General features: G+C 68.2%; 19 protein-coding genes. 6 read left to right on the plus strand and 13 right to left on the minus strand.

Annotation, left to right across the window (positions count from 1 at the left end; all coding sequences use genetic code 11):
• A partial coding sequence (locus NL1_RS28955; RefSeq protein WP_067845796.1) for a DUF8020 domain-containing protein occupies positions 1 to 498 on the minus strand: 498 nt, incomplete at its 3' end.
• Positions 499 to 840: 342 nt separating this feature from the next.
• Entirely contained in the window at positions 841 to 1,554 is a 714-nt protein-coding gene (locus tag NL1_RS28960; RefSeq protein WP_067845799.1) for a DUF8020 domain-containing protein, read from the minus strand.
• Positions 1,555 to 1,860: 306 nt separating this feature from the next.
• Between NL1_RS28960 and rfbB the strand changes: the two genes are divergently transcribed.
• Entirely contained in the window at positions 1,861 to 2,871 is a 1,011-nt protein-coding gene (gene rfbB, locus NL1_RS28965; protein ID WP_067845802.1) for a dTDP-glucose 4,6-dehydratase, read from the plus strand.
• Between the two features lie 11 nt (positions 2,872 to 2,882).
• Here the strand turns inward: rfbB and NL1_RS28970 are convergent, their stop codons facing one another.
• From NL1_RS28970 to NL1_RS28980, 3 genes are all read right to left on the minus strand, one after another.
• Complete coding sequence (locus NL1_RS28970; protein ID WP_156095105.1) at positions 2,883 to 3,119, minus strand: hypothetical protein; 237 nt, start codon at positions 3,117 to 3,119, stop codon at positions 2,883 to 2,885.
• Between the two features lie 127 nt (positions 3,120 to 3,246).
• Positions 3,247 to 4,908 carry a DUF2142 domain-containing protein gene (locus NL1_RS28975; protein WP_084511080.1) on the minus strand — a complete coding sequence of 554 codons (1,662 nt, stop codon included), beginning with the start codon at positions 4,906 to 4,908 and terminating at the stop codon, positions 3,247 to 3,249.
• On the minus strand, positions 4,905 to 5,903 hold the full coding sequence (locus NL1_RS28980; RefSeq protein WP_245673618.1) for a glycosyltransferase: 999 nt from the start codon (positions 5,901 to 5,903) through the stop codon (positions 4,905 to 4,907). The genes NL1_RS28975 and NL1_RS28980 overlap by 4 nt, the downstream gene beginning before the upstream one ends.
• Before the next feature lie 99 nt (positions 5,904 to 6,002).
• Here NL1_RS28980 and NL1_RS28985 point away from each other — a divergent pair, with 99 nt between their 5' ends.
• Together NL1_RS28985 and NL1_RS28990 are read left to right on the plus strand one after the other, a co-directional pair.
• Positions 6,003 to 6,569, plus strand: a complete 567-nt coding sequence (locus NL1_RS28985) for a GtrA family protein (protein WP_245673620.1) — start codon at positions 6,003 to 6,005, stop codon at positions 6,567 to 6,569.
• Positions 6,570 to 6,695: 126 nt separating this feature from the next.
• Positions 6,696 to 8,594, plus strand: coding sequence for a glycosyltransferase (locus NL1_RS28990; protein ID WP_067845807.1), 1,899 nt, complete (start codon positions 6,696 to 6,698; stop codon positions 8,592 to 8,594).
• 42 nt (positions 8,595 to 8,636) lie between these two features.
• Here the strand turns inward: NL1_RS28990 and NL1_RS28995 are convergent, their stop codons facing one another.
• The 7 genes from NL1_RS28995 to NL1_RS29025 form a co-directional block, all read right to left on the minus strand.
• Complete coding sequence (locus NL1_RS28995) at positions 8,637 to 9,257, minus strand: antibiotic biosynthesis monooxygenase (protein ID WP_067845810.1); 621 nt, start codon at positions 9,255 to 9,257, stop codon at positions 8,637 to 8,639.
• A gap of 123 nt (positions 9,258 to 9,380) precedes the next feature.
• Positions 9,381 to 10,232 (minus strand): SDR family oxidoreductase, encoded by an 852-nt coding sequence (locus tag NL1_RS29000; protein ID WP_067845813.1) that lies wholly within the window; start codon positions 10,230 to 10,232, stop codon positions 9,381 to 9,383.
• Between the two features lie 125 nt (positions 10,233 to 10,357).
• Complete coding sequence (rsgA, locus tag NL1_RS29005; RefSeq protein ID WP_067845816.1) at positions 10,358 to 11,404, minus strand: ribosome small subunit-dependent GTPase A; 1,047 nt, start codon at positions 11,402 to 11,404, stop codon at positions 10,358 to 10,360.
• Positions 11,405 to 11,651: 247 nt separating this feature from the next.
• On the minus strand, positions 11,652 to 12,647 hold the full coding sequence (gene glfT1 / locus NL1_RS29010) for a galactofuranosyltransferase GlfT1 (RefSeq protein WP_245673622.1): 996 nt from the start codon (positions 12,645 to 12,647) through the stop codon (positions 11,652 to 11,654).
• Positions 12,644 to 13,495, minus strand: a complete 852-nt coding sequence (gene wzt / locus NL1_RS29015; RefSeq protein WP_067845819.1) for a galactan export ABC transporter ATP-binding subunit Wzt/RfbE — start codon at positions 13,493 to 13,495, stop codon at positions 12,644 to 12,646. The genes glfT1 and wzt overlap by 4 nt, the downstream gene beginning before the upstream one ends.
• An 11-nt stretch (positions 13,496 to 13,506) precedes the next feature.
• Positions 13,507 to 14,343, minus strand: a complete 837-nt coding sequence (gene wzm / locus NL1_RS29020) for a galactan export ABC transporter permease subunit Wzm/RfbD (RefSeq protein ID WP_067845869.1) — start codon at positions 14,341 to 14,343, stop codon at positions 13,507 to 13,509.
• Positions 14,344 to 14,595: 252 nt separating this feature from the next.
• Positions 14,596 to 15,198, minus strand: coding sequence for a bacterial proteasome activator family protein (locus NL1_RS29025; protein ID WP_067845822.1), 603 nt, complete (start codon positions 15,196 to 15,198; stop codon positions 14,596 to 14,598).
• 427 nt (positions 15,199 to 15,625) lie between these two features.
• On the opposite strand from NL1_RS29025, the gene NL1_RS29030 reads away from it, so the two are divergent.
• Entirely contained in the window at positions 15,626 to 16,828 is a 1,203-nt protein-coding gene (locus NL1_RS29030) for a cysteine desulfurase-like protein (RefSeq protein ID WP_067845824.1), read from the plus strand.
• Here the strand turns inward: NL1_RS29030 and NL1_RS29035 are convergent.
• Entirely contained in the window at positions 16,795 to 17,841 is a 1,047-nt protein-coding gene (locus tag NL1_RS29035; protein WP_067845826.1) for an NAD(P)H-quinone oxidoreductase, read from the minus strand. The two genes, NL1_RS29030 and NL1_RS29035, sit on opposite strands and share 34 nt — an antisense overlap.
• Positions 17,842 to 17,970: 129 nt before the next feature.
• Between NL1_RS29035 and NL1_RS29040 the strand changes: the two genes are divergently transcribed.
• Both NL1_RS29040 and NL1_RS29045 read left to right on the plus strand, forming a co-directional pair.
• Positions 17,971 to 19,146: an alpha-hydroxy-acid oxidizing protein gene (locus NL1_RS29040; RefSeq protein WP_156095107.1), complete on the plus strand. Its 1,176-nt coding sequence runs from the start codon at positions 17,971 to 17,973 to the stop codon at positions 19,144 to 19,146.
• Between the two features lie 69 nt (positions 19,147 to 19,215).
• Positions 19,216 to 19,680, plus strand: a complete 465-nt coding sequence (locus tag NL1_RS29045) for a MarR family winged helix-turn-helix transcriptional regulator (protein WP_067845875.1) — start codon at positions 19,216 to 19,218, stop codon at positions 19,678 to 19,680.
• Positions 19,681 to 19,701 lie beyond the last annotated feature (21 nt).

Here is a 19,701-nt window from a genome sequence, read left to right on the forward strand (position 1 = left end):
GACGCCGCCGAGCACGCAGCCGACCGCCGCGCCGCCGAGGCCGCCGAGCAGCGCGCCCGTGCTCACGCCGAGCCCGATCGTGCTCGTCATCCGCGACCAGGCGGCCTGCTCGCGTTCGTACTCGGTCTTCCACGGCGCCTTGTCCTCGAAGGGCAGCGCGACGGGCTGGTAACGGGCCTTGTCGAGGGAGAGCTGCGGCGTGAGGGTGGCGGTGCGGCCGGAGATCTCCGCGGCGATGGGGAACTCGAAGTCGTCGACGCGGAACTTCAGCGGTGTGCCCGCGAGGACGGTGCCGTCGTCGGTCCTGATCTGCAGGACGTCGTCGGCGATCGCGAACCTCCCGGCGTCGATGCCGAGCACGGCGGAGCCGGCGGTCGTGCCTGCCGTGAAGCCCACCCGGCCCGCGTCGGGATTCCCGTTCGCGGCGGCGGTGCCCGCGGTGCTCGCCACGACGGCGACCAGCAGCCACGCGGTTGCGGCAAATTTCCTCATCAACATTTGTCCGTATTCCTTTTTCGCGGTGTGCCGGGAATTCCGCGCGGACAGTAGAAAACAACTGGTAACCGAATGAGTCCGCAATGTTAAGACTCTGTTCAGATAACTATTCGTCCGAATCGTATTCCCGGTGTTCGGAGCCGTTGTGGTTCCGGCTCGGCATCGACGGTAGGACCTGAACTTTTGTTGAGGTCAAGTCCGCGGTGACCCGGGCCACGGCGGCCAAGTGCGCGGTTGCAGGGAGTGTGCGAGGCCCGCGCCTGCGGACATGCGAAAGCCCCACCCGGCCGGCCCGGGTGGGGCTTCCTGACTTACGTCTTCAGTTGTGCGGCAAGCCGTTCGGGATTACTTGGCCGGGGGGACGAACGGCTGGTTGAGGGTGGTGAAGTACTGGATCGCAGCACCGATGGCCACCGGGGCGGTGATGAAGATCTGACCCGCCAGGGTGCCGAGGGCGCCCACGGCCAGGATGCCGCCGATGCAGCCGATCGCGGCGGCGGGCAGGAACGGACCGAACAGGCCGACGATGGTGGCCGACGCGACGGTCGCGCCGACGATGCCGCCGAGCACGCAGCCCACGGCGGCGCCGCCGAGGCCACCGACCAGGGTGCCGATGGTGGCGCCCATGCCGATGGTGTCCTTCAGGCGGTTGAACGCGGCGAGCTCACGGTCGTACTCGTTCTTCCACGGCGCCTTGTCCTCGTAGGGCAGGGCGACCGGCTTGTACACGGCCTTGTCGAGCTCGAGCTGCGGGCTCAGGGTCGCGGTGCGGTCCGAGATGTCCGCGGCGATCGGGAACTCGAAGTCGTCGAGGCGGAACGTCAGCGGGGTGCCGGCGACGACGGTGCCGTCGGCGGCCTTGATCTTCAGTGCGTCCTCTTCGACGACGAGCGAGCCCGAGTCGATGGTGATGATGGACTGCGTGTCGGTGGACTTGGCGGTGAAGTTGATCGGCGCATCGGCAGCCGGAGCTTCGGGGGCCGCGTTGACGGTGCCTGCGGTGACGCCAAGCGCGGCGATCAGCAGCGCCGAGGTGGCGGCGAATTTCCTCATCAGCATTTTGTTTGGAACCTCGATGTGAAGCGTTCGGAGGGGACTAGATGATCGAAATCTAGACCAGCTAACGCGTGGTGAACCGTTTGTGACCGTTAATTCAAATTTTGTTCACCATCGTGTCTCACAGCTTGGTGCGTTTCCGGAAACGTACACGCGGAACAGGGATTTCGGCGGCGAATCGAACTGGTCGCCCCTTTCTACTCAAACGTAGTGAGACGAAGGTCACAGGTATGCTGTGCGGAGCTGTCCGCACCCCTTTCATAGCACTCCGCCATGGAGGTCGCGGTCCGGTCGACGTAAGGTCGTGGGGTGCGATTGCTCGTAACCGGCGGCGCCGGATTCATCGGTGCGAATTTCGTCCAGCAGACCGTGGCCGAGCGGCCCGACGCGAGGGTGACCGTGCTCGACGCCCTGACCTACGCGGGTAACAAGGCCTCGCTGGATCCGGTGGCCGACCGGATCGATTTCGTACACGGCGATATCGCCGATCTCGACCTGGTCGACGAACTGGTCAGCGGTGTCGACGCGGTGGTCCACTTCGCCGCCGAATCGCACAACGACAACTCGCTGACCGAGCCGTGGCCGTTCGTGCAGACCAATATCGTCGGCACCTACGCGCTGCTGCAGGCCGTGCGCCGCCACGACGTGCGCTATCACCACGTCTCCACCGACGAGGTGTACGGCGATCTCACCCCCGACGAGCCCGCCTTCACCGAGTCCACCCCCTACAACCCGTCCAGCCCGTACTCCGCGACCAAAGCCTCGAGTGATCTGCTGGTCCGGGCCTGGGCTCGCTCCTTCGGCGTGCGCGCGACGCTGTCCAACTGCAGTAACAACTACGGGCCCTACCAGCACGTGGAGAAGTTCATCCCGCGCCAGATCACCAATCTGATCGACGGCGTGCGTCCCCGGCTCTACGGCGCGGGTCATCAGATCCGCGACTGGATCCACGTCGACGACCACAACCGGGCGGTCTGGGACATCCTCGACCACGGCCGCGTCGGCCAGACCTATCTGATCGGCGCGAACGGCGAACTCGACAACAAGACCGTGGTGCGGATGCTGCTCGAGGCGTTCGACCGCGATCCCGACGATTTCGACCACGTCACCGACCGCCCCGGCCACGACCAGCGCTACGCGATCGACGCCACGCTGCTGCGCACCGAACTCGGCTGGACACCGCGCTACGCCGACTTCCGCGCGGGTCTGGCGGCCACCATCCAGTGGTACCGCGACAACGAATCCTGGTGGCGCCCCGAGAAAGCCGTGACCGAACGCGCCTACGCGGCCGCAGGCGAGCAGACCCTGGGCCTCGCGTAGTTCGTCGGCAGCTAGATCTTCTCGCTACGACAGCGGTAGCCGCCATTACGACGATCAGCGGCGACTGCGCACGCCACCGCCGCGCCGAAGCCGGCCCCGAGCTGGACGCCGGCCAGTAGTGCGCCCGTACCGAGAACGATCAGCATCGGCTCGGGGCGGAGAAGGTAGTAGACGGTGAGCGGGTAGACCAGCATCGCGGCCGCGAAGGCACCGACAAGTGCCGTGATCGTCACAGGCCAAGCTCGCATGCTCCAACGGTAGTCCCCGATCCGGCGATCACCCTGCCTGTGATACCAGCATCACGGAAATGCTGCTGTTCGAGTTCTGCGCCGGTCGGTGGGCGATCGGCGCGGTGCGCCGTTCGGCTCGGCTGGGTCAGCCCCAGACGATGGTGCTGTACTTCGCGACCGAGGCGATCAGCGCGACCGAACTCGCGACGACGATCGTGACCGCCGGTCCCCACATCGGCGTCTTTCCGCGAGCGTCGGTGAGCCGCAATGGCATCCAGCGCAGCAGCGCCGCGAAAGCCACCAGTGCCAGCGGCACGAAGTAGCGGCCCTGCACGCCGTCGATGATGTAGTAGCCGACCGGCGTGAACGACATGTACAGCGTCACGTAGATCATCGCGACGCTGGCCGCCACCGTGAGTGCCACGACCAGCGTCCGCACGAAGGTGGCGGTGCGCGGGTTCATCCGGTCCGCGATGCCGATGCTCACCGCGAAGGCGAGCAGGCAGGCCAGCACCGCAACGGCGGGCACGTCGATGTAGGCGAAGCCGAGCTCACCGAAGAACTGGGTGAACCAGCGCTGGTCGCGGTAGAAGATGCTGTCGCGGAAGACGCTCAGGAAATGCAGTGGATCACCGAGGATCTCGCCGAGCTGCTCACCCGGCTTGACGGTGTACCACTGGTGGCGCGGCCGCATCAGGCTCATGCCGTCGCCGGTGGGTGCGGCGATCTTCATCCAGACCGCGAAGGCCAGCCCGCCCGCGGCGGCGAAGGCCCACGGCACGAGGCGACGCCAATGGAATCCGGAAACAACAGCGCCGCCGAAGAATCCGAAGCGGTCCACCGGAACCAGCACCACCAGCATGGCGAGCAGCACGTAAGTCGGCTTGCTGACCGGCAGCAGCAGTGTTGCGCCGAGCAGGGCGACGGTCTCGGTGCGGGTCAGCCCGTCGCCGAGGAACAGCGCCTTGATCAGCAGCGCGGACACCATGATGGCCAACGCGTTGGTGAGCGTGTCCGCGGTGACCGTGCCCGCCTGGAACACCGCGATCGGCAGCACCGCGACGGTGAACGCGAGCCACTGCACCCGACGCTCCCGCAGCGCGTACAGGCCGAAACCGACCACGATCAGGTAGCCGAGCAGACCGGCGAGCCGGGTCAGGGTCACCATCCCGCCCACGTCGAGGTCGAACAGTCCCGCGGCCCGAATGCCGAGGGCGGCGGGCACATACGGCACGGGGGAGTAGGCGGCGGTGTTGGTGAACCAGACGGCCGTCATGGGCGAGTCGACCGGAGCGCTCTCCAGCCGGTCGTACACGCCGGGGTCGGCCACCATCGCGCCCGGCTCTTCCGGGTTGTCCTGGTAGTCGCGGAACGAGTAGCCCATCAGCGCGTCGACGTTGACGGGCACATCGCCGCCGTAGGCGAGGCCGCGGTCGTCCTGGATCTGCTGCGGCAGGAAGCCGCCGTAGGCGACCTGGTAGGCGCGACCGAACTGGGTGATCTCGTCGTGGCCCCAGAACGGTGGGGAGAGCACGGCGAACAGGCTGCCGAAGAGTGCGGTGATCACCGCGAACGCGACGGTCGCCGCGCCGAAGCGAGTCACGATGGCGCGCCCGGCCTTTCCGGCCGTGCCGAGTGCGCCGGAAGGTGTCGATTCCTGTTCGGGTGCAGTCGCGGACTGTTCCGTGCCGGGCGCGTCAGCAGTTTTCGTGCTGTTCGCCGCTGCGGCCTTGCCCTGCTCGTTCTCGTGCCCGTTGGATAGCGGGCCGGACCCCTCGGTGGTGCCGCGATCGGCGGATGTGGTCACCGAGCGTCCCCACGAGCCGGCGCGTCACCGCCGTTTCGGAACGGGTCGTCCTCCGCGACGACGGCCGAATAGCGCAGGTAGACCAGGCGCGACGCTTCGTGGCGGGACCGGCGGATGCCGTCGAGGATCAACCCGGCCGTCCACGCCAGGCTGCCGAGCAGCAGCAGGGTGAAGGCGAGGAACAGGGTGGGGAAGCGCGGGACCTCGTGCGTCCTGGTGAATTCGATGACGATCGGGATCGTCAGCACGATCGAGACCAGCCAGCTCAGGGTGCCGAACAGCCCGTAGAACGCGACGGGGCGCTCGTGCCTGGCCAAGCCGATGATCAGCGCGAGGATCTTGAAGCCGTCGTGGTAGGTGCGCAGCTTGGATTCGCTGCCCGCCGGGCGATCACGGAAGCCGACCGGGACGGCGGTCTGCGGCACCCGCAGGTGCAGCGAGTGCACGGTCAGCTCGGTCTCGATCTCGAACTCGCGGGAGACCGCGGGGAAGCTCTTGACGAAGCGGCGCGAGAAGACACGGAAGCCGCTGAGCATGTCTTCGACGTTCTCGCCGAACACCTTTCCGACCACGCCGTTGAGCACCCGGTTGCCGGTCTCGTGGCCCGCGCGGTACGCGGTGCCGGAGGCGTCCTGCCTGCGCACGCCGAGCACGTGATCGTAGGGGCCGTCGAGCAGCGTCTTGATCATCAGCGGGGCGTCGGCGGCCTCGTAGGTGTCGTCGCCGTCGATCATCAGATAGACGTCGGCCTCGATGTCGGCGAAGGCACGCCGCACCACGTTGCCCTTGCCCTTGGTGTGTTCCTGACGGACGATCGCGCCTGCCTGGCGGGCGAGTTCGGAGGTCCGGTCGGTGCTCAGGTTGTCGTAGACGTAGACGACGATTCCCGGCACGGCGGCCTGGAGGTCGGCGACGACCTTGGCGACCGAGGCCTCCTCGTTGTGGCACGGGACCACGGCGGCAATACGAAGCTCGGTGGAGTCCACCCGGGTCATTCCTCGATGTCGGCGTGAATGGGGAACACGGGGAGGGTACATGGCTCGAGACCTCCGGCGCGCACCCGAGGCATTCGCCTGCTGGGGTACCGTCGCTCGGTGTCTTCCCCCGAGCAGCCCGTGTCGATACCCGAGCGCTCCATCCGATCCACGCAGGATCGACCCGCGCAGGCGACCCCTGAGCAGCCCGTGCCGTCCGTCGCCGCCGAGCCGCTGACCGCGAAGGTGATCGCGGCGCTGCGCAAGGGCGCGGCGTTCCTCGTGGTCGGCGCGATCGGTTTCCTCGTCGACGCAGGCACCTACAACGTGCTGGTGTTCTGGGGTGGCGAAGGCGTGCTGTACCACGCGCCGCTGCCCGCCAAGATCATCGCGATCGCGGTGGCGACGGTGGTGACCTACTTCGGCAACAAGTGGTGGACCTTCGGCCACAAGCAGACCGGCAACCCGGCGCGGGAGTACCTGCTGTACGCGGTGTTCAACGTCGTCGCCATCGGCCTGCAACTGGGCTGCCTCGGCTTCTCCCGCTACGTTCTCGACCTGTCGAGCCCGCTCTCGGACAACATCTCGGGAACGCTGGTCGGTCAGATCGTTGCGGTGGTCTTCCGGTATTGGGCCTACGACAAATTCGTCTTTACCGGCGAAGTAGCAAACAAACAGCAACAATAGCGGGTGTGATACCCCTGGTTGCTGGACGGGCGGGCTCCGACGTCGGTTGATATCCTCGCTCCCGCCGCGCACGGCATCCAGGGGCGTGTCTGTCCCGCCGCAATAAATGAGGATTTCGAGGACTTCATGGAGCAGTCGGCTACCAAGGCCGTTACCGAACCGAACGAGCACGCTACGCCCGCCGCCGCGCCCGCCTCGCTGCGTGCCGACCATCGGGCGCCGGACCGGCTGGTCCTGCAGCGCGGCATCTTCACCGGTCCTTCGGCCAAGGTGAGCGACGAGCTCTACGCGGTGGTCAAGGGCCGCGCGGCGCGCGACCGGCTGGCGATGCACTTGGAAAAGGGCGCCACCGCCCACACCAACACCTACTTCGGCCGGTTCGCGGCCAGCTACTGGCAGCGCTGGACCACCGTCACCGAGGTGCGCGCCACGATGGTGCTCGACGTGACGAAGAAGGCCAGTGTCCGGCTGGTCGCCTCGGACATCGCGGGTCACCGCAGGATCATCGAGACCGCCAAGGTCGACGCGAGCGGCCCGCTCACCCTGACCGCACCGCTGGACCAGTACGTCGACGGTGGCGCGATCTGGCTGGAGTTCGACGCCGACGGCGGTGAGCTCGGCATCTCCGAACTCACCTGGTCCTCCGCCGCGCCCGAGCGGGTGCGCCCGGTGGCCATCGCCATCTGCACCTTCAACCGCGCCGCGGACTGCGCCGAGACGGTGGCCGCACTGGCCTCCGACGCCACCGTGCTCGCCGCCATCGACGCGGTCTACGTGGTGGATCAGGGCACCGACCTGGTGCAGGACCGGCCGCGCTACCAGGAGGTGCAGCCCGCCTTCGGTGACAAGCTGCGCTACATCCGTCAGCCGAACCTCGGCGGCGCGGGCGGGTTCACGCGCGGGCTCTACGAGGTCTCCGCGGTGAACGAGCACGCCGACGTCATCCTGATGGACGACGACATCCTCTGCGAACCGGAAACGGTGCTGCGGCTCAACGCCTTCGCCAACATGACGGTCGAACCCATGCTGGTCGGCGCGCAGATGCTGTTCCTGCTCAACCCGGACTACCTCAACGTCGGCGCCGAAGAAGTGCACCTGCACGAGCTGCGGCACGGCCAGAAGGTGCCCAAGGCGCTGCGCAACACCAGCATGCTCAAGAAGAACCAGGAGCGCCGCGTCGACGCAGGCTACAACGCCTGGTGGACCTGCCTGATCCCGGCCGAGGTGGTCGCGAAGATCGGCCTGCCGGTTCCCATCTTCTTCCAGTGGGACGACGTGGAGTACGGCGTGCGTGCGCGCGAGCACGGCTTCGTCACCGTCACGCTGCCCAACGCGGCGGTCTGGCACGCGGACTTCTATTGGAAGGACTACGACGACTGGGCGCGCTACTTCAGCACGCGCAACTCGCTCATCGTCGGAGCCATGCACGCCGAGCTGGACGGCAAGAAGATCACCAAGCAGCTGTTCCGTAATATCGCCGAGCACCTGGTCGCCATGCAGTACGGGCTGGTGCACACGACGTTGCAGGGCATCGAGGACTTCCTGGAAGGTCCGAAGGTGCTGCGCGACGGCGGCATCGCCGCGCTGGCCGCCGCCCGCACCAGCCGCGCCGAGTACGGTGAGACCATCAAGCACCCGGCCGCGACGCCGCCGGTGCGCGCGGCCGACATCCAGTTGCGCCGGGCGAGCGGTGAGCCGAGCCGGACCATGCTGGTGCTGGTCAAGCGTGCGATCAACCAGTGGTTCGGCCGCACTCAGCACGGCCTGATCGGGGTCACCCGTGAGGACGCGTACTGGTGGCACGTCTCGCTGTTCGACCACGTCGTGGTCACCGACGCCTCGCAGTCCGGCGTCCGGGTCCGGCAGCGCGACAAGGCCCGCGCTCGCGCGCTGCTGCGGCGCACGTTCAACGTGTTGCGTCGCCTGCGCAAGGAACTGCCCACCCTGCAGGAGCAGTACCGCGCCGCCATGCCGGAACTCACCAGCCGCGCCAACTGGGAGCGGCTCTACGGCATCAACGACTGAGCCCGTCCGCGGCGCCGTCGTCGTGACGGCGCCGCGGAGTGGTCACACCAATTCGGGTACGCGCAGGTGCGCGAGTGCCAGCTCGAATTCACGGACCTCGGTCACTCGGATGCCCGCGTGGCGGGTGTTGGTCTCGCGCATCGCGGCGGCCTGCTCGCGGTTGCGGTCCATCGCGTCCGCGCTGTCGAAGGTGACGCACGAGACGCCGCGCCCGGACGCCCGGTCGACCATCAGGCTCGCGCTGCAGAAACCCTCCAGGGTTTCCATCCCTGGCAGCGCGCGGGACTTGTAGGTATCGATCGCCAGATCCGCGCGATTCGGGTCGCCTTCCACCCAGATCGCGCGCACGCAGGCGCCTTCTCGCGAGCGATGATCGCGGTGCAGCACGGCGATCTCCCACTCCTCGACTTCCGCGTTGCCACCGAAGGTTTCGGCCACACGCTCCCGGATCGGCCGGACCCGGACCGCGCTGTCACGCATCGCCTGCTCGGTTTCCCACGCCGTCGTCGCGATGCATTTCCCGGACCGCCGGTCGACGAGCAACGACAGTCCGATACAGCCTGGGATGCCCTCCAGCGCGGGCATGGTTTCGTCGCGCACGTGCGCAATCCCGGCGTCTATCGAGGAGGGTCGCGCATGAATAGTGGTAGAACGTGCGAACACGGTCCACCCCCTCTGTGCTAGGGGCAGCGCCCCGGTGGCGCCACCGGTGCTTCTCACATTGCTCCGCCCGGGTCGCCGAGGCAATAGCCCGGGCCGCGGGCGACCCGGGCGCGAGCGGACAGATCAGAGGAACAGATCGGTGGTGAGTTCGGCGTCGCCGGGCACGACCCGGTACTTCTCGAGATCGGTGATGCCGTGCGCGGCGAGCACGTCGTCATCGATGAAGAAATTGCCGGTGGTCTTCTCGGCGGGCGCGGTGAGCACCAGGTAGGCGGCGTCGGCGTAGATGTCGGGGGTGCGCGAGGTCGCGACCATCTGCTCGCCGCCGAGCAGGTTGCGCACCGCGGCGGTGGCGATGGTGGTGCGCGGCCACAGCGAGTTCACGCCGATGCCGTCGCCCTTCAGCTCCTCGGCGAGTCCGAGCGTGGTGAGCGACATGCCGTACTTGGCGATGGTGTAGCCGAGTGAGCCGCCCGCCCACTTCGGGTCCAGGTTCAGCGGCGGGGAGAGGGTGAGGATGTGCGGGTTGCGCCCGGCCTTCGCCGACTCGCGCAGGTGCGGCAGGCTCAGCTTGGACAGCAGGAAGCTGCCTCGGCAGTTGATGTCCTGCATCAGGTCGTACTTCTTCATCGACAGGGCGTCGGTGCCGGACAGGTCGATCGCCGAGGCGTTGTTCACGACGAGGTCGATGCCGCCGAAGCGTTCCACGGTCAGGCGCACCGCCTCGGCCACCGAGTCGTCGATACGCACGTCGCCGACGAACGGCAGCACCTGCCCGCCCGCCTCCTCGAGTTCCGCGGCCGCGGTGTGGATGGTGCCGGGGAGCTTGGGATGCGGCTGATCGGTCTTGGCGATCAGCGTGATGTTGGCGCCGTCGGCCGCGGCGCGCTTGGCGATCTCCAGACCGATGCCGCGGCTGCCGCCCGACATGATCATCGTCTTGCCCGCCAGCGGCTTCGAACCCGGTTCCGTCATGACCTGCTCCTGTCGTTCGTGCCGCGGACGAGATGCGCCCGCGACGCCACGCCTTGCACGCTAAGCGTAACTCAGGCCCCTATGCAACCAGTTGCATAGGGGCCTGAGGGGCTCAGCTCAGGGGCTCAGCGCCGGGACCCCCGCTCCCGGTACATCTGGCGTTGCTGTTTCCTGATGCCGCGCCAGGCGCGATCGCGTTCGGCCTGCAACCGCTTGTCGGCCCTGGACTCCATCCAGGCGTTCTCCTTGGCGAGCTTGCGATAGCTGTCGAACCGGCGCTGGGTGAGCGCCCCGGTGTCGATGGCCTCGCGCACCGCGCAGCCGGGTTCACCCTCGTGCGAGCAGTCGCCGAAACGGCAGTCCGCGGCGAAGGTTTCGATGTCGCTGAAGGTCTTCTCGATGCCTTCGGCGGCATCCCACAGACCGATGCCGCGCAGGCCCGGGGTGTCGATGAGTGTGCCGCCGTTGGGCAGCGGGCGCAGCTCCCGGTGCACGGTGGTGTGTCTGCCCTTCTTGTCCACCGCGCGAACGGCGTTGGTGGCGAACACTTCCGCGCCGAGCAGCGCGTTGGCCAGCGTCGACTTTCCCGCGCCCGAAGGTCCGATCAACGCGACCGTCCCGTCGAGCACGGCGGTGAGCACATCGATCCCGTACCCGCTCGCCGCGCTGACCGCGAGCACCATCGCACCCGGCGCGACGGCCTGCACCGCCTCGACCGGAAGCTCCTCCGCCGCATCGGCTTTGGTGAGCACGACGACCGGTTGCGCGTTGCTCTCCCAGGCCAGGGCGAGCATCCGTTCGATCCGGCCGAGGTCCACGTCGCCGTCGGCGGCGGTGCAGACCAGCACGGTGTCGACATTGGCGGCGAGCACTTGGCCCTCGGAACGGCGCGAGACCGTGGAACGCACGATGGCGGAACGGCGCGGCAGCAACGTGCGCACATTCCGTTGCGCGTCGATGCTCACCCAGTCGCCGGTGCACAATCCGCTGAGCTCGGAATCCGAACGCGGACACCGGGCTCGCGTCGAGCCGTCCGGCGTCGCCACATCGCATTCGCTGCGATCCATCCGGATCACTCGCGCCGGCACGCACCCGTCTTCGATGAGCGCGGCGTATTCATTGGCTACGGCTTCCGTCCAGCCGTAAGGGACGAGCAGGTCGTAGTCGACCATGATGGGAAGAATCCATTCGTCGGGCGCCGAACCCGACCGGGGTTCAGCGAGGGGAGGGAGAGGTGGAGTGCGGTGCGGCAACGCGCGTCAGCGCGGCGCACACGGGCACGACAACCCGAACATTCGTCGTCACGATCTCCACCTCCTCACTTCCGTCTCGAACCGGCAATGTCCCCGAAGAATGCCAGACGCCGCGGCGCCCCCGCAACCGATTTATCGACCGACCCCCGCCCCCGGGATCGAACCCCTACTTCTCCGGCTTCCCGAACTGCTCGTTGCGCCCGAGCGAGCGCAAATGGAACCACTCCTTCAACCCGGCGGGATCGCGGCGGGTGACGAGGAAGAACCAGGAGAACCGAATCCACTCCTGCGGCAACAGCTTCCGCATACCGGGCTGAGCCATCAGATAGCCGCGGTTGCGGTAGGTGAAGTAGCGCTTCACCGGATCGTCGGGGTACTGGGTGTGCATCCGGCCGCCCAGGATCGGCTTGAATTCGGCGGCGCCGTTGGGATGCAGGTAGGCCGTCTGCAGGCAGGTGCCGAAGGGTAGGCCCGAGCGGACCAGCCTGCGGTGCACTTCGACCTCGTCGCCGCGCACGAACAGGCGTAGGTCGGGCACGCCGATGAGGTCGACCGCCGACGTGGAGATGAGCGCGCCGTTGAACAGCGACGCGATGCCCGGCAGGAAATCCTCGTCGCCGAGTTCGGAACGCAGCCGCCGCCACACCACGCCGCGGCGCAGCGGGAAGGCCAGCCGGTCCGGGTCGTCGATATCGCAGACCACCGGGGAGACCTCGGCGAGCCCGTACCGCTTCGCGCAGTCGAGCAGGGTGGTCAGCACCTCGCCGCCCTCGGGCCGTCCGTCGTCGTCGGCCAGCCACACCCAGTCCGCGCCCTGGGTCAGCGCGTGCAGGATGCCGAGCGCGAAGCCGCCCGCGCCGCCGAGGTTGTGCGCCGAACCGAGGTAGGTGGTCTCGATCGGCTGCTGCTCCACCAGTTCGGCGACCTCGGGCTCGTTGCCGTTGTCCACCACGATGAGGTGATCGATCGGCCGCGACTGCGAGGTGACGACCTTCAGCGATTCGGCGAGCAGCTCACGGCGCTTGTGGGTGACCACGACCGCGACGATGCGCGCGTCCGGACCGGTGTCGGTGGGCGTGTACGCCACCTCCGGTGCGGTCGAGTCGACCGGGGCGTCGGCCCCAGCGGTGATCGGGGCGTCTTGCCCGGTCGGCTCGTTCATGCGTTGTTCCGCTCCAGTTCTCGTGCGCTGTCCTCGGGCTTTTCGGTCGCCGCCCGCTCCGCTGCCATTTCCTTCAGCACGGTCGCGACGTGGTTTCCGGCGTCCGGGCCCTCGTACGCGCGCACCACCTCTTCGATGCCGCCGCGCAAGCGGATCTGTCCGTGGTCGATCCACAGCGCGGAATCGCAGAGCTGCGCGAGGAATTCATTGGAATGGCTGGCGAACACCAGAATGCCAGAACGCGCGACGAGTTCCTGCAACCGAAGCCGTGCCTTCTTCATGAATTCCGCGTCGACCGCGCCGATACCCTCGTCCAGCAGCAGGATTTCCGGGTCGATGGAGGTGACGACGCCCATCGCCAACCGCACCCGCATACCGGTCGAATAGGTGCGCAACGGCATCTGCAGGTATTCGCCGAGCTCGGTGAACTCGGCGATCTCGTCGATCTTGGCGAGCATCTGCTTGCGGGTCTGGCCGAGGAAGAGCCCGCGAATGATGATGTTCTCGTAACCGGAGATCTCCGGGTCCATGCCGACGCCGAGGTCGAACACCGGCGCCACCCGCCCGCGAATGCGCGCGCTGCCGCGGGACGGTTCGTAGATGCCCGAAAGCAGGCGCAGCAGCGTGGATTTCCCGGCGCCGTTGTGGCCGACCAGGCCGACCCGGTCACCCTCCTTCAGCGACAGCGTGATGTCGCGCAGCGCTTCGACGACCACCACGTCGGACTGGTTGCGCCCGATCGCGCCGCCGGCCTTGCCGAGGAACGCCTTTTTCAGAGACCGCGATTTGGCGTCGAAGATCGGGAACTCGACCCACGCCTGACGGGTTTCGATACTCACACGGCTCATCGCAGCGGCTCCTATACCCAGTACGGTACGCGCGAACGGTACTGCTTCATGGCGAAGGCAGCGACGATCCAGCCCACCACGGTGATCGTCCCGACGATCACCCAGTGCCGCAGTTCCTGCGGCTCGCCGAGCAGCGGAGCGCGCACGATTTCCAGGTAGTGGAAGGTCGGAATGATCTCCACCAGCCTGGCCCGTTCGCTCGCGCCGCCGATCTGCTCTTCCAGGGTCTTCGTCGTCCACATGACCGGCGTCAGCACGAAGAGCATCAGCGTGGTGCTGCTGAGAATCGGCGCGATATCGCGGTAGCGGGTGCTGAAGATGCCGAACACGATGGACACCCACATGGAATTGAGGAAGATCAAACCGATCGCGGGTATCGCCAGCAGGCTCGACCAGCGCAGGTTCTCCCATATTCCGAACGCCGCGAGCAGCACCACGTAGATGACCATGTTGTGGGCGAAGAACAACAATTGCCGCCACACCAGCCGGTACACGTGCACGCTCAGCGCGGAAGGAAGCTGTTTGATCAGGCCCTCGTTGGCGATGAACACCTCCGAGCCGTCGAGAATGCTCGCCTGGATCACATTCCAGACGATCAATCCGACGGTCACGTAGGGCAGGTATTCGCGCAGCGGCTGATCGAGCAGCGTCGCGTAGAGGATGCCCATCGCCGCGGCTTGCACGCCGGTCGCGATGGTGATCCAGAACGGGCCGAGCACGGAGCGCCGGTAGCGCTGTTTGATGTCCTGCCAGCCGAGCGACAGCCATAGTTCGCGCTGGCTGAAGCCGTCGCGCATGTCCTTGACCGCCCGCCGGAAAGTCTGCGAATCGGAGACCAGCGGCGGCATCGCCTCGGCTCCGCTCGGCTCGACCGGCGCAGTGCTCTCGGCACTCACCGGACTTTCCTCGGTGGTCGTGGAACTGTCTGAACGCAAGCTGTCATCTGAACGCACTGGGCTCTCTTCAGGACGCGCCGAACTCTCATCGGAGTCGGGGCGAGCGGCAGCGGCGGGCACGGTGCTCGACCCTACCCTTGCATCCTCGCATCGGGTCCGCTGGCACACGCCGGGGCGGAGAAACTCGTCGCCCGCCGAACGGGGTTACAGATACTGGCCCGAACCGCCCGTTGCCTGGTCACCGCGCCCGCCGCGTGGGTCCATCGCGTGGATGCCCGGCGGCAGCGCACCCTGGCGCATCTGCTCGAGCTGCGCGCGGGCCGCCATCTGCTGGGCGAACAGCGCGGTCTGGATGCCGTGGAACAGGCCCTCCAGCCAGCCGACCAGCTGGGCTTGGGCGATGCGCAGCTCGGCGTCGGAGGGTACGGCGTCGTCGGTGAACGGCAAGGTCAGCCGCTCGAGTTCGTCGCGAAGCTCCGGCGCGAGGCCCTGCTCGAGCTCGCGCACCGAGGACTTGTGGATCTCCCTGAGCCGGGTGCGGCTCGCGTCGTCGAGCGGAGCCGCGCGCACCTCCTCGAGCAGCTGCTTGATCATGGTGCCGATGCGCATGACCTTGGCGGGCTGCTCGACCATGTCGGCAAGCGATTCGCCCGCGTCGTCGCGGTCGTCCGGGTCGTCGGTGTTCTTGTCGCCGTCGGTGACCACCTGTCCGGTCAGCGGGGTGCCCGCGTCCGCCGGGATGACCAGCGGCCGCCCGTCGGGTCCGACCACGACGATGGAATCGGGTGCCTCATCCGAGTGCGTCATGTTCCCTATCATGTCGCGTTGTCGCCGGACGCGCTAAACAGGCTTGTCCGGGTGGAGGCGGCAGGTCGGTGCCGCGGCCGGGCGGCGCCGACTATTCTGTTTGCGTCGTGTGGTTCGGATTTTGCTGAAAGTCGGTTGCCATGCTGATTCCCGGGTCGCTGCGTCGTTGCGCATCGGCGCCCAGTCCTGAACGGCCCAGTTCCGAGCGACTGAGCACGGAGCGGTCCCGCCCCCATCGGTCCCGCCTCGCGCCGCCCCGCCCGTTCCGGCCGACCCCGGAGCGAATCTCCAGTTCCCGGGTGGTGCCGGGCCCGCCGCGGGCGTCCGTCGTCCGGCCCGCGGCGAGTGCGCTGCCGTCGGCTTCGCGAGCAGGAGAGAAGGGGAAGGCGGTTACGCAGGCTTGCCCGCTGCCCTTAGAGTGGCCAGCATGACTTACGACGTCGCGAGGGTTCGGGGCCTGATACCGTCCCTGGGCGACGGCTGGATCCATCTCGATCCGCAGGCGGGCATGCTTGTCCCGGATTCGGTATCCCGCGCCGTGTCAACGGGTTTCCGTACCTCCTCGTTCTCGCACATCGGCCGCAACGGCGCCGCGGTGCGCAGCGCGGCCATTCTGGACGCCGCCCGCGAGGCCGTCGCCGATCTGGTCGGCGGCGATCCGGCGGGCGTCGTGCTCGGCCCGGACCGGGCGGTGTTGCTGGCCTGGCTCGCGGAATCGCTGAGTTCCCGGCTCGGCCTCGGCACCGGGATCGTGCTGTCCCGCCTGGACGACGAGGCCAATGTCGCGCCGTGGCTGCGGATCGCCAACCGCTATGGCGCGCACGTGCGCTGGGCCGAGGTCGAGATCGAGACCTGTGAGATGCCGTCCTGGCAGTTCGAGGAGCTGATCGGGCCGACGGCCCGACTGGTGGCATTGACCGCGGCCTCACCCATCGTCGGCTCCGCGCCTGCCGTGCGGGTGGCCGCCGACCGGGTGCACGAGGTGGGCGGTCTGCTGGTCGCCGACGCGTTCGGCGCGGCGCCCTACGCGCTCATCGATATCGACGAACTCAACGCCGACGTGGTCGCGCTGAGCGCACCCGCGTGGGGTGGGCCGCAGATCGGCGCGCTGGTGTTCCGCGATCCCGCGTTCCTGGACCGGATTCCCTCGATGTCGTTGAATCCGTACGCGAAAGGCGCCGAGCGGCTCGAGGTCGGCGGGCATCAATACGCGTTGCTCGCCGGGCTCACCACCTCCATCGACTTCCTCGCCGGCCTCGACGAGCGGGCCTCGGGCACCCGCCGCGAGCGGCTGGAAATCTCCATCACCTCGCTGCAGGACTACCACGACCAGCTCTTCGAGCACCTGATGGACACGTTGGACAAGATCCCCGGCCTGACCGTGATCGGCCGCGCCTCCACCCGGATCCCGACCGTCAGTTTCACCATGGCCGGGATGCAGGCGGAGAAGATCGCCGCCAAGCTGGCCGACGCCAGGATCGGCACGCTCAGCGGCGTGCACGGCGGGAGCAGGCTGCTCGACGCGCTCGGCGTCAACGACGAGGGCGGCGCCGTGACCGTCGGACTCGCGCCCTACACAACCAAATTCGAGATCGATCAGCTCGGCCGCGCGCTCGCCGCGCTGGAGTGAGCCGAACTCGCGTCTTCGCGCACGCGCAGCACGACCTTGCCGAATGTGTCCGCCGCGTCCAGCATCCGGTGCGCCTCGGCGGCCTCGGTGATCGGCAATTCGGCGTGGACCACCGGCACGATGGTGCCGTCGGCGATCAGCGGCCAGACGTGCCCGCGCACCTCGGCGATGATCTCGGCCTTGCTTCCCGAGCCGGTCGCGGGGCGGTTGCGCACATTGGTCGCGTGCACCGAACCCCATTTCGACAGCAGCGCACCGAGGTTCAGCTCGCTCTTCACCCCACCCTGCATGCCGATCACCACCAGATGGCCGTGCTCGGCCAGCGCCTCGACATTGCGGGACAAGTAGGCCGCGCCCATGTTGTCGAGGATGATGTCGGCGCCGGGGCCGCCCGCGCCGGACTCCTCGGCGCGGACCGCGGCGACGAAATCGTCCTCGCGATAGTTGATCAGCACGCTCGCGCCCAGCTCGGCGCAGCGCGCCAGCTTCTCGGCCGAGCCCGCGGTGACCGCCACCCGAGCGCCCTTGTGCACCGCGAGTTGGATGGCGTGCGTGCCGATTCCGCTGCCCCCGCCGTGGATCAGCACCAGCTGACCCGCGTGCAGACCGGCCGTCATCACCAGGTTCGACCACACCGTGGCCGCCACCTCGGGCAGCGCGGCCGCCGCGGCGAGGTCCAGGCCGTCGGGCACCGGAAGCACCTGGCCCGCGGGAACAACCACCCGCTCGGCATAGCCGCCGCCGGACAGCAGCGCGCACACCCGGTCGCCTGCCCGCCAGTCCCGCACGCCCTCGCCGACTTCGGCGACGACGCCCGAGCACTCCAGGCCGATGATCTCGCTGGCGCCCGCGGGCGGTGCGTAGAAACCTTGGCGTTGCAGCAGGTCCGCGCGGTTCACCCCGGCGGCAACCACATCGATCGACACTTCGCCGCGGCCCGGCACCGGATCGGCCGCCTTGCCCCACGTGAGCACCTCGGGTCCGCCGAATTCGTTCAGCTCGATCGCACGCATCACCCCATAGTGCCCGCCGATCGCCGCGCCACCCGCGCGACCCGGCCGCGTATTCGGCTCGACGGGCGGATCGCCGTGGATTCGCCCAGCACGCTGCGAGAGCGGAAACATAGGACTAGCGTTCCCCGCGTGAGCAGCTTCATCGACTTCCAAAACGAGATCTACCTGGGCGGATTGGGCGGCCTCGTGCCCGAACTGCCCATGACGGCCGCGGGATTGGAACAGCGCGCCAAGGAGGTCCTCGGGCAGGCCGAGTACGCCTACGTCGCGGGCAGCGCATCGGCGGAGCGCACCGCGGCGGCCAACCGTGCTGCCTTCGACAGATACCGGATCGTCCCCCGCATGCTGCGCGGCACCACCGGGCCCGGCATGCGCGACCTCTCGGTGGAGGTGCTCGGCACCCGGCTCGCGGCGCCGGTGCTGACCGCGCCGATCGGGGTGCTCGAACTGATGCACGCCCGCGGCGAGGTGATCGTCGGCGAGGTCACCAAGGAACTCGGGATCGGGTCGGTGCTGTCCACCGCGGCCTCGTCCACCATCGAGGAGGTCGGTGCGGCGGCAGGCGACTGGTGGTATCAGCTCTACTGGCCCAACGATCCGGAACTGGCGCGCTCGTTCGTGCAGCGGGCCGAGCGCGCGGGCGCCAAGGCCATCGTGGTCACGGTCGACACCCCCACCCTCGGCTGGCGGCCGCAGGATCTCCAGCTGGCGCACCTGCCGTTCCTGCACGGCAAGGGCATCGCCAACTATCTGTCCGACCCGGTGTTCCGCGCGAAGCTGCCGACGCCGCCCGAGGAGAGCGAGGACGCCATGCGGGTCGCGATCCTCACCTGGGTCGGGCTGTTCGGCAACCACAACCTGCGCCCCGCCGACCTCGCCCACCTCCGCGAATGGACCGACCTGCCGATCGCCGTGAAGGGCGTCCTGCACCCCGACGACGCCCGCCTCGTGGTGGACGCGGGCGCCGACGCGGTGGTCGTCAGCAACCACGGCGGCCGCCAGGTGGACGGTGCGATCGCGGCGCTCGACGCGCTGCCCGCGGTCGTCGCGTCCATCGGCGACCGGGCCGACGTGCTGTTCGACTCCGGCGTGCGCAGCGGCTCCGACGTGCTGATCGCGCTGGCGCTCGGCGCCAAGGCGGTGCTGTACGGGCGGCCGTACGCCTACGGCCTCGGCATCGCCGGCCGCGACGGTGTCCGGCACGCGTTGCGGCTGCTGCTCGCCGACCTGGACTCGGCGCTCGGGCTGTCCGGATGCGCCGGTGTCGCCGACCTGAACCGCTCCATGATCTCCGTCGCCCGGTGAACAGAATCGGGGTTTGCCCAGTTCAGGGCCGTTTAGAATAGGGCGGTGGATCCCGAACCGACCGGTCGCATGTCCGAACCCCGCTGGCTGAGCCCGACCCAACAGCGCGCGTGGCGCGCCTACATGGACGGCCACCAGCGGCTGATGACGTCGCTGAACAAGCAGTTGCAGCGCGACAGCGACCTCAGCCTCGCCGAGTACCGAATCCTGGTGCTGCTGTCCGAGGCGCCGGGTCGCGCACTGCGCATGAGTGAACTCGCCGACGGCGTGCTCTCCTCCCGCAGCAGGCTGACCCATCAGATCCGGCGCATGGAAGCGCAGGACATGGTGCGTCGCAATACCTGCGAAGAGGACGGCCGCGGTGTCGTCGCCGAGCTCACCGACGAGGGCATGCGCCGCCTCGAAGCCGCCGCTCCCGGCCACGTCGAAGCCGTCCGCAGCGACTTCATCGACCTGCTCGTCCCCGAACACCTCACCGTGATCGGCGAAGTGTTCGCCCGCGTCGACAAGATAATCGGCGAGCGAGCCGATTGAGCCGTCCGTTAGGATCATGGG

The organism is Nocardia lijiangensis NBRC 108240, from assembly GCF_001613045.1.
Taxonomy (GTDB): Bacteria; Actinomycetota; Actinomycetes; order Mycobacteriales; family Mycobacteriaceae; genus Nocardia; species Nocardia lijiangensis.

Bases quoted from the DNA above. Each gene is read 5' to 3' on its own strand.
- NL1_RS29000 (WP_067845813.1), bottom strand. From the start codon at position 10,232: ATGACGGAACCGGGTTCGAAGCCGCTGGCGGGCAAGACGATGATCATG.
- NL1_RS28970 (WP_156095105.1), bottom strand. From the start codon at position 3,119: ATGCGAGCTTGGCCTGTGACGATCACGGCACTTGTCGGTGCCTTCGCG.
- wzm (WP_067845869.1), bottom strand. From the start codon at position 14,343: ATGCCGCCGCTGGTCTCCGATTCGCAGACTTTCCGGCGGGCGGTCAAG.
- wzt (WP_067845819.1), bottom strand. From the start codon at position 13,495: ATGAGCCGTGTGAGTATCGAAACCCGTCAGGCGTGGGTCGAGTTCCCG.
- rsgA (WP_067845816.1), bottom strand. From the start codon at position 11,404: ATGGTCGACTACGACCTGCTCGTCCCTTACGGCTGGACGGAAGCCGTA.
- NL1_RS29025 (WP_067845822.1), bottom strand. From the start codon at position 15,198: ATGACGCACTCGGATGAGGCACCCGATTCCATCGTCGTGGTCGGACCC.
- NL1_RS29030 (WP_067845824.1), top strand. From the start codon at position 15,626: ATGACTTACGACGTCGCGAGGGTTCGGGGCCTGATACCGTCCCTGGGC.
- NL1_RS29035 (WP_067845826.1), bottom strand. From the start codon at position 17,841: ATGCGTGCGATCGAGCTGAACGAATTCGGCGGACCCGAGGTGCTCACG.
- NL1_RS28980 (WP_245673618.1), bottom strand. From the start codon at position 5,903: ATGACCCGGGTGGACTCCACCGAGCTTCGTATTGCCGCCGTGGTCCCG.
- NL1_RS28990 (WP_067845807.1), top strand. From the start codon at position 6,696: ATGGAGCAGTCGGCTACCAAGGCCGTTACCGAACCGAACGAGCACGCT.
- glfT1 (WP_245673622.1), bottom strand. From the start codon at position 12,647: ATGAACGAGCCGACCGGGCAAGACGCCCCGATCACCGCTGGGGCCGAC.
- NL1_RS29045 (WP_067845875.1), top strand. From the start codon at position 19,216: ATGTCCGAACCCCGCTGGCTGAGCCCGACCCAACAGCGCGCGTGGCGC.
- NL1_RS28960 (WP_067845799.1), bottom strand. From the start codon at position 1,554: ATGCTGATGAGGAAATTCGCCGCCACCTCGGCGCTGCTGATCGCCGCG.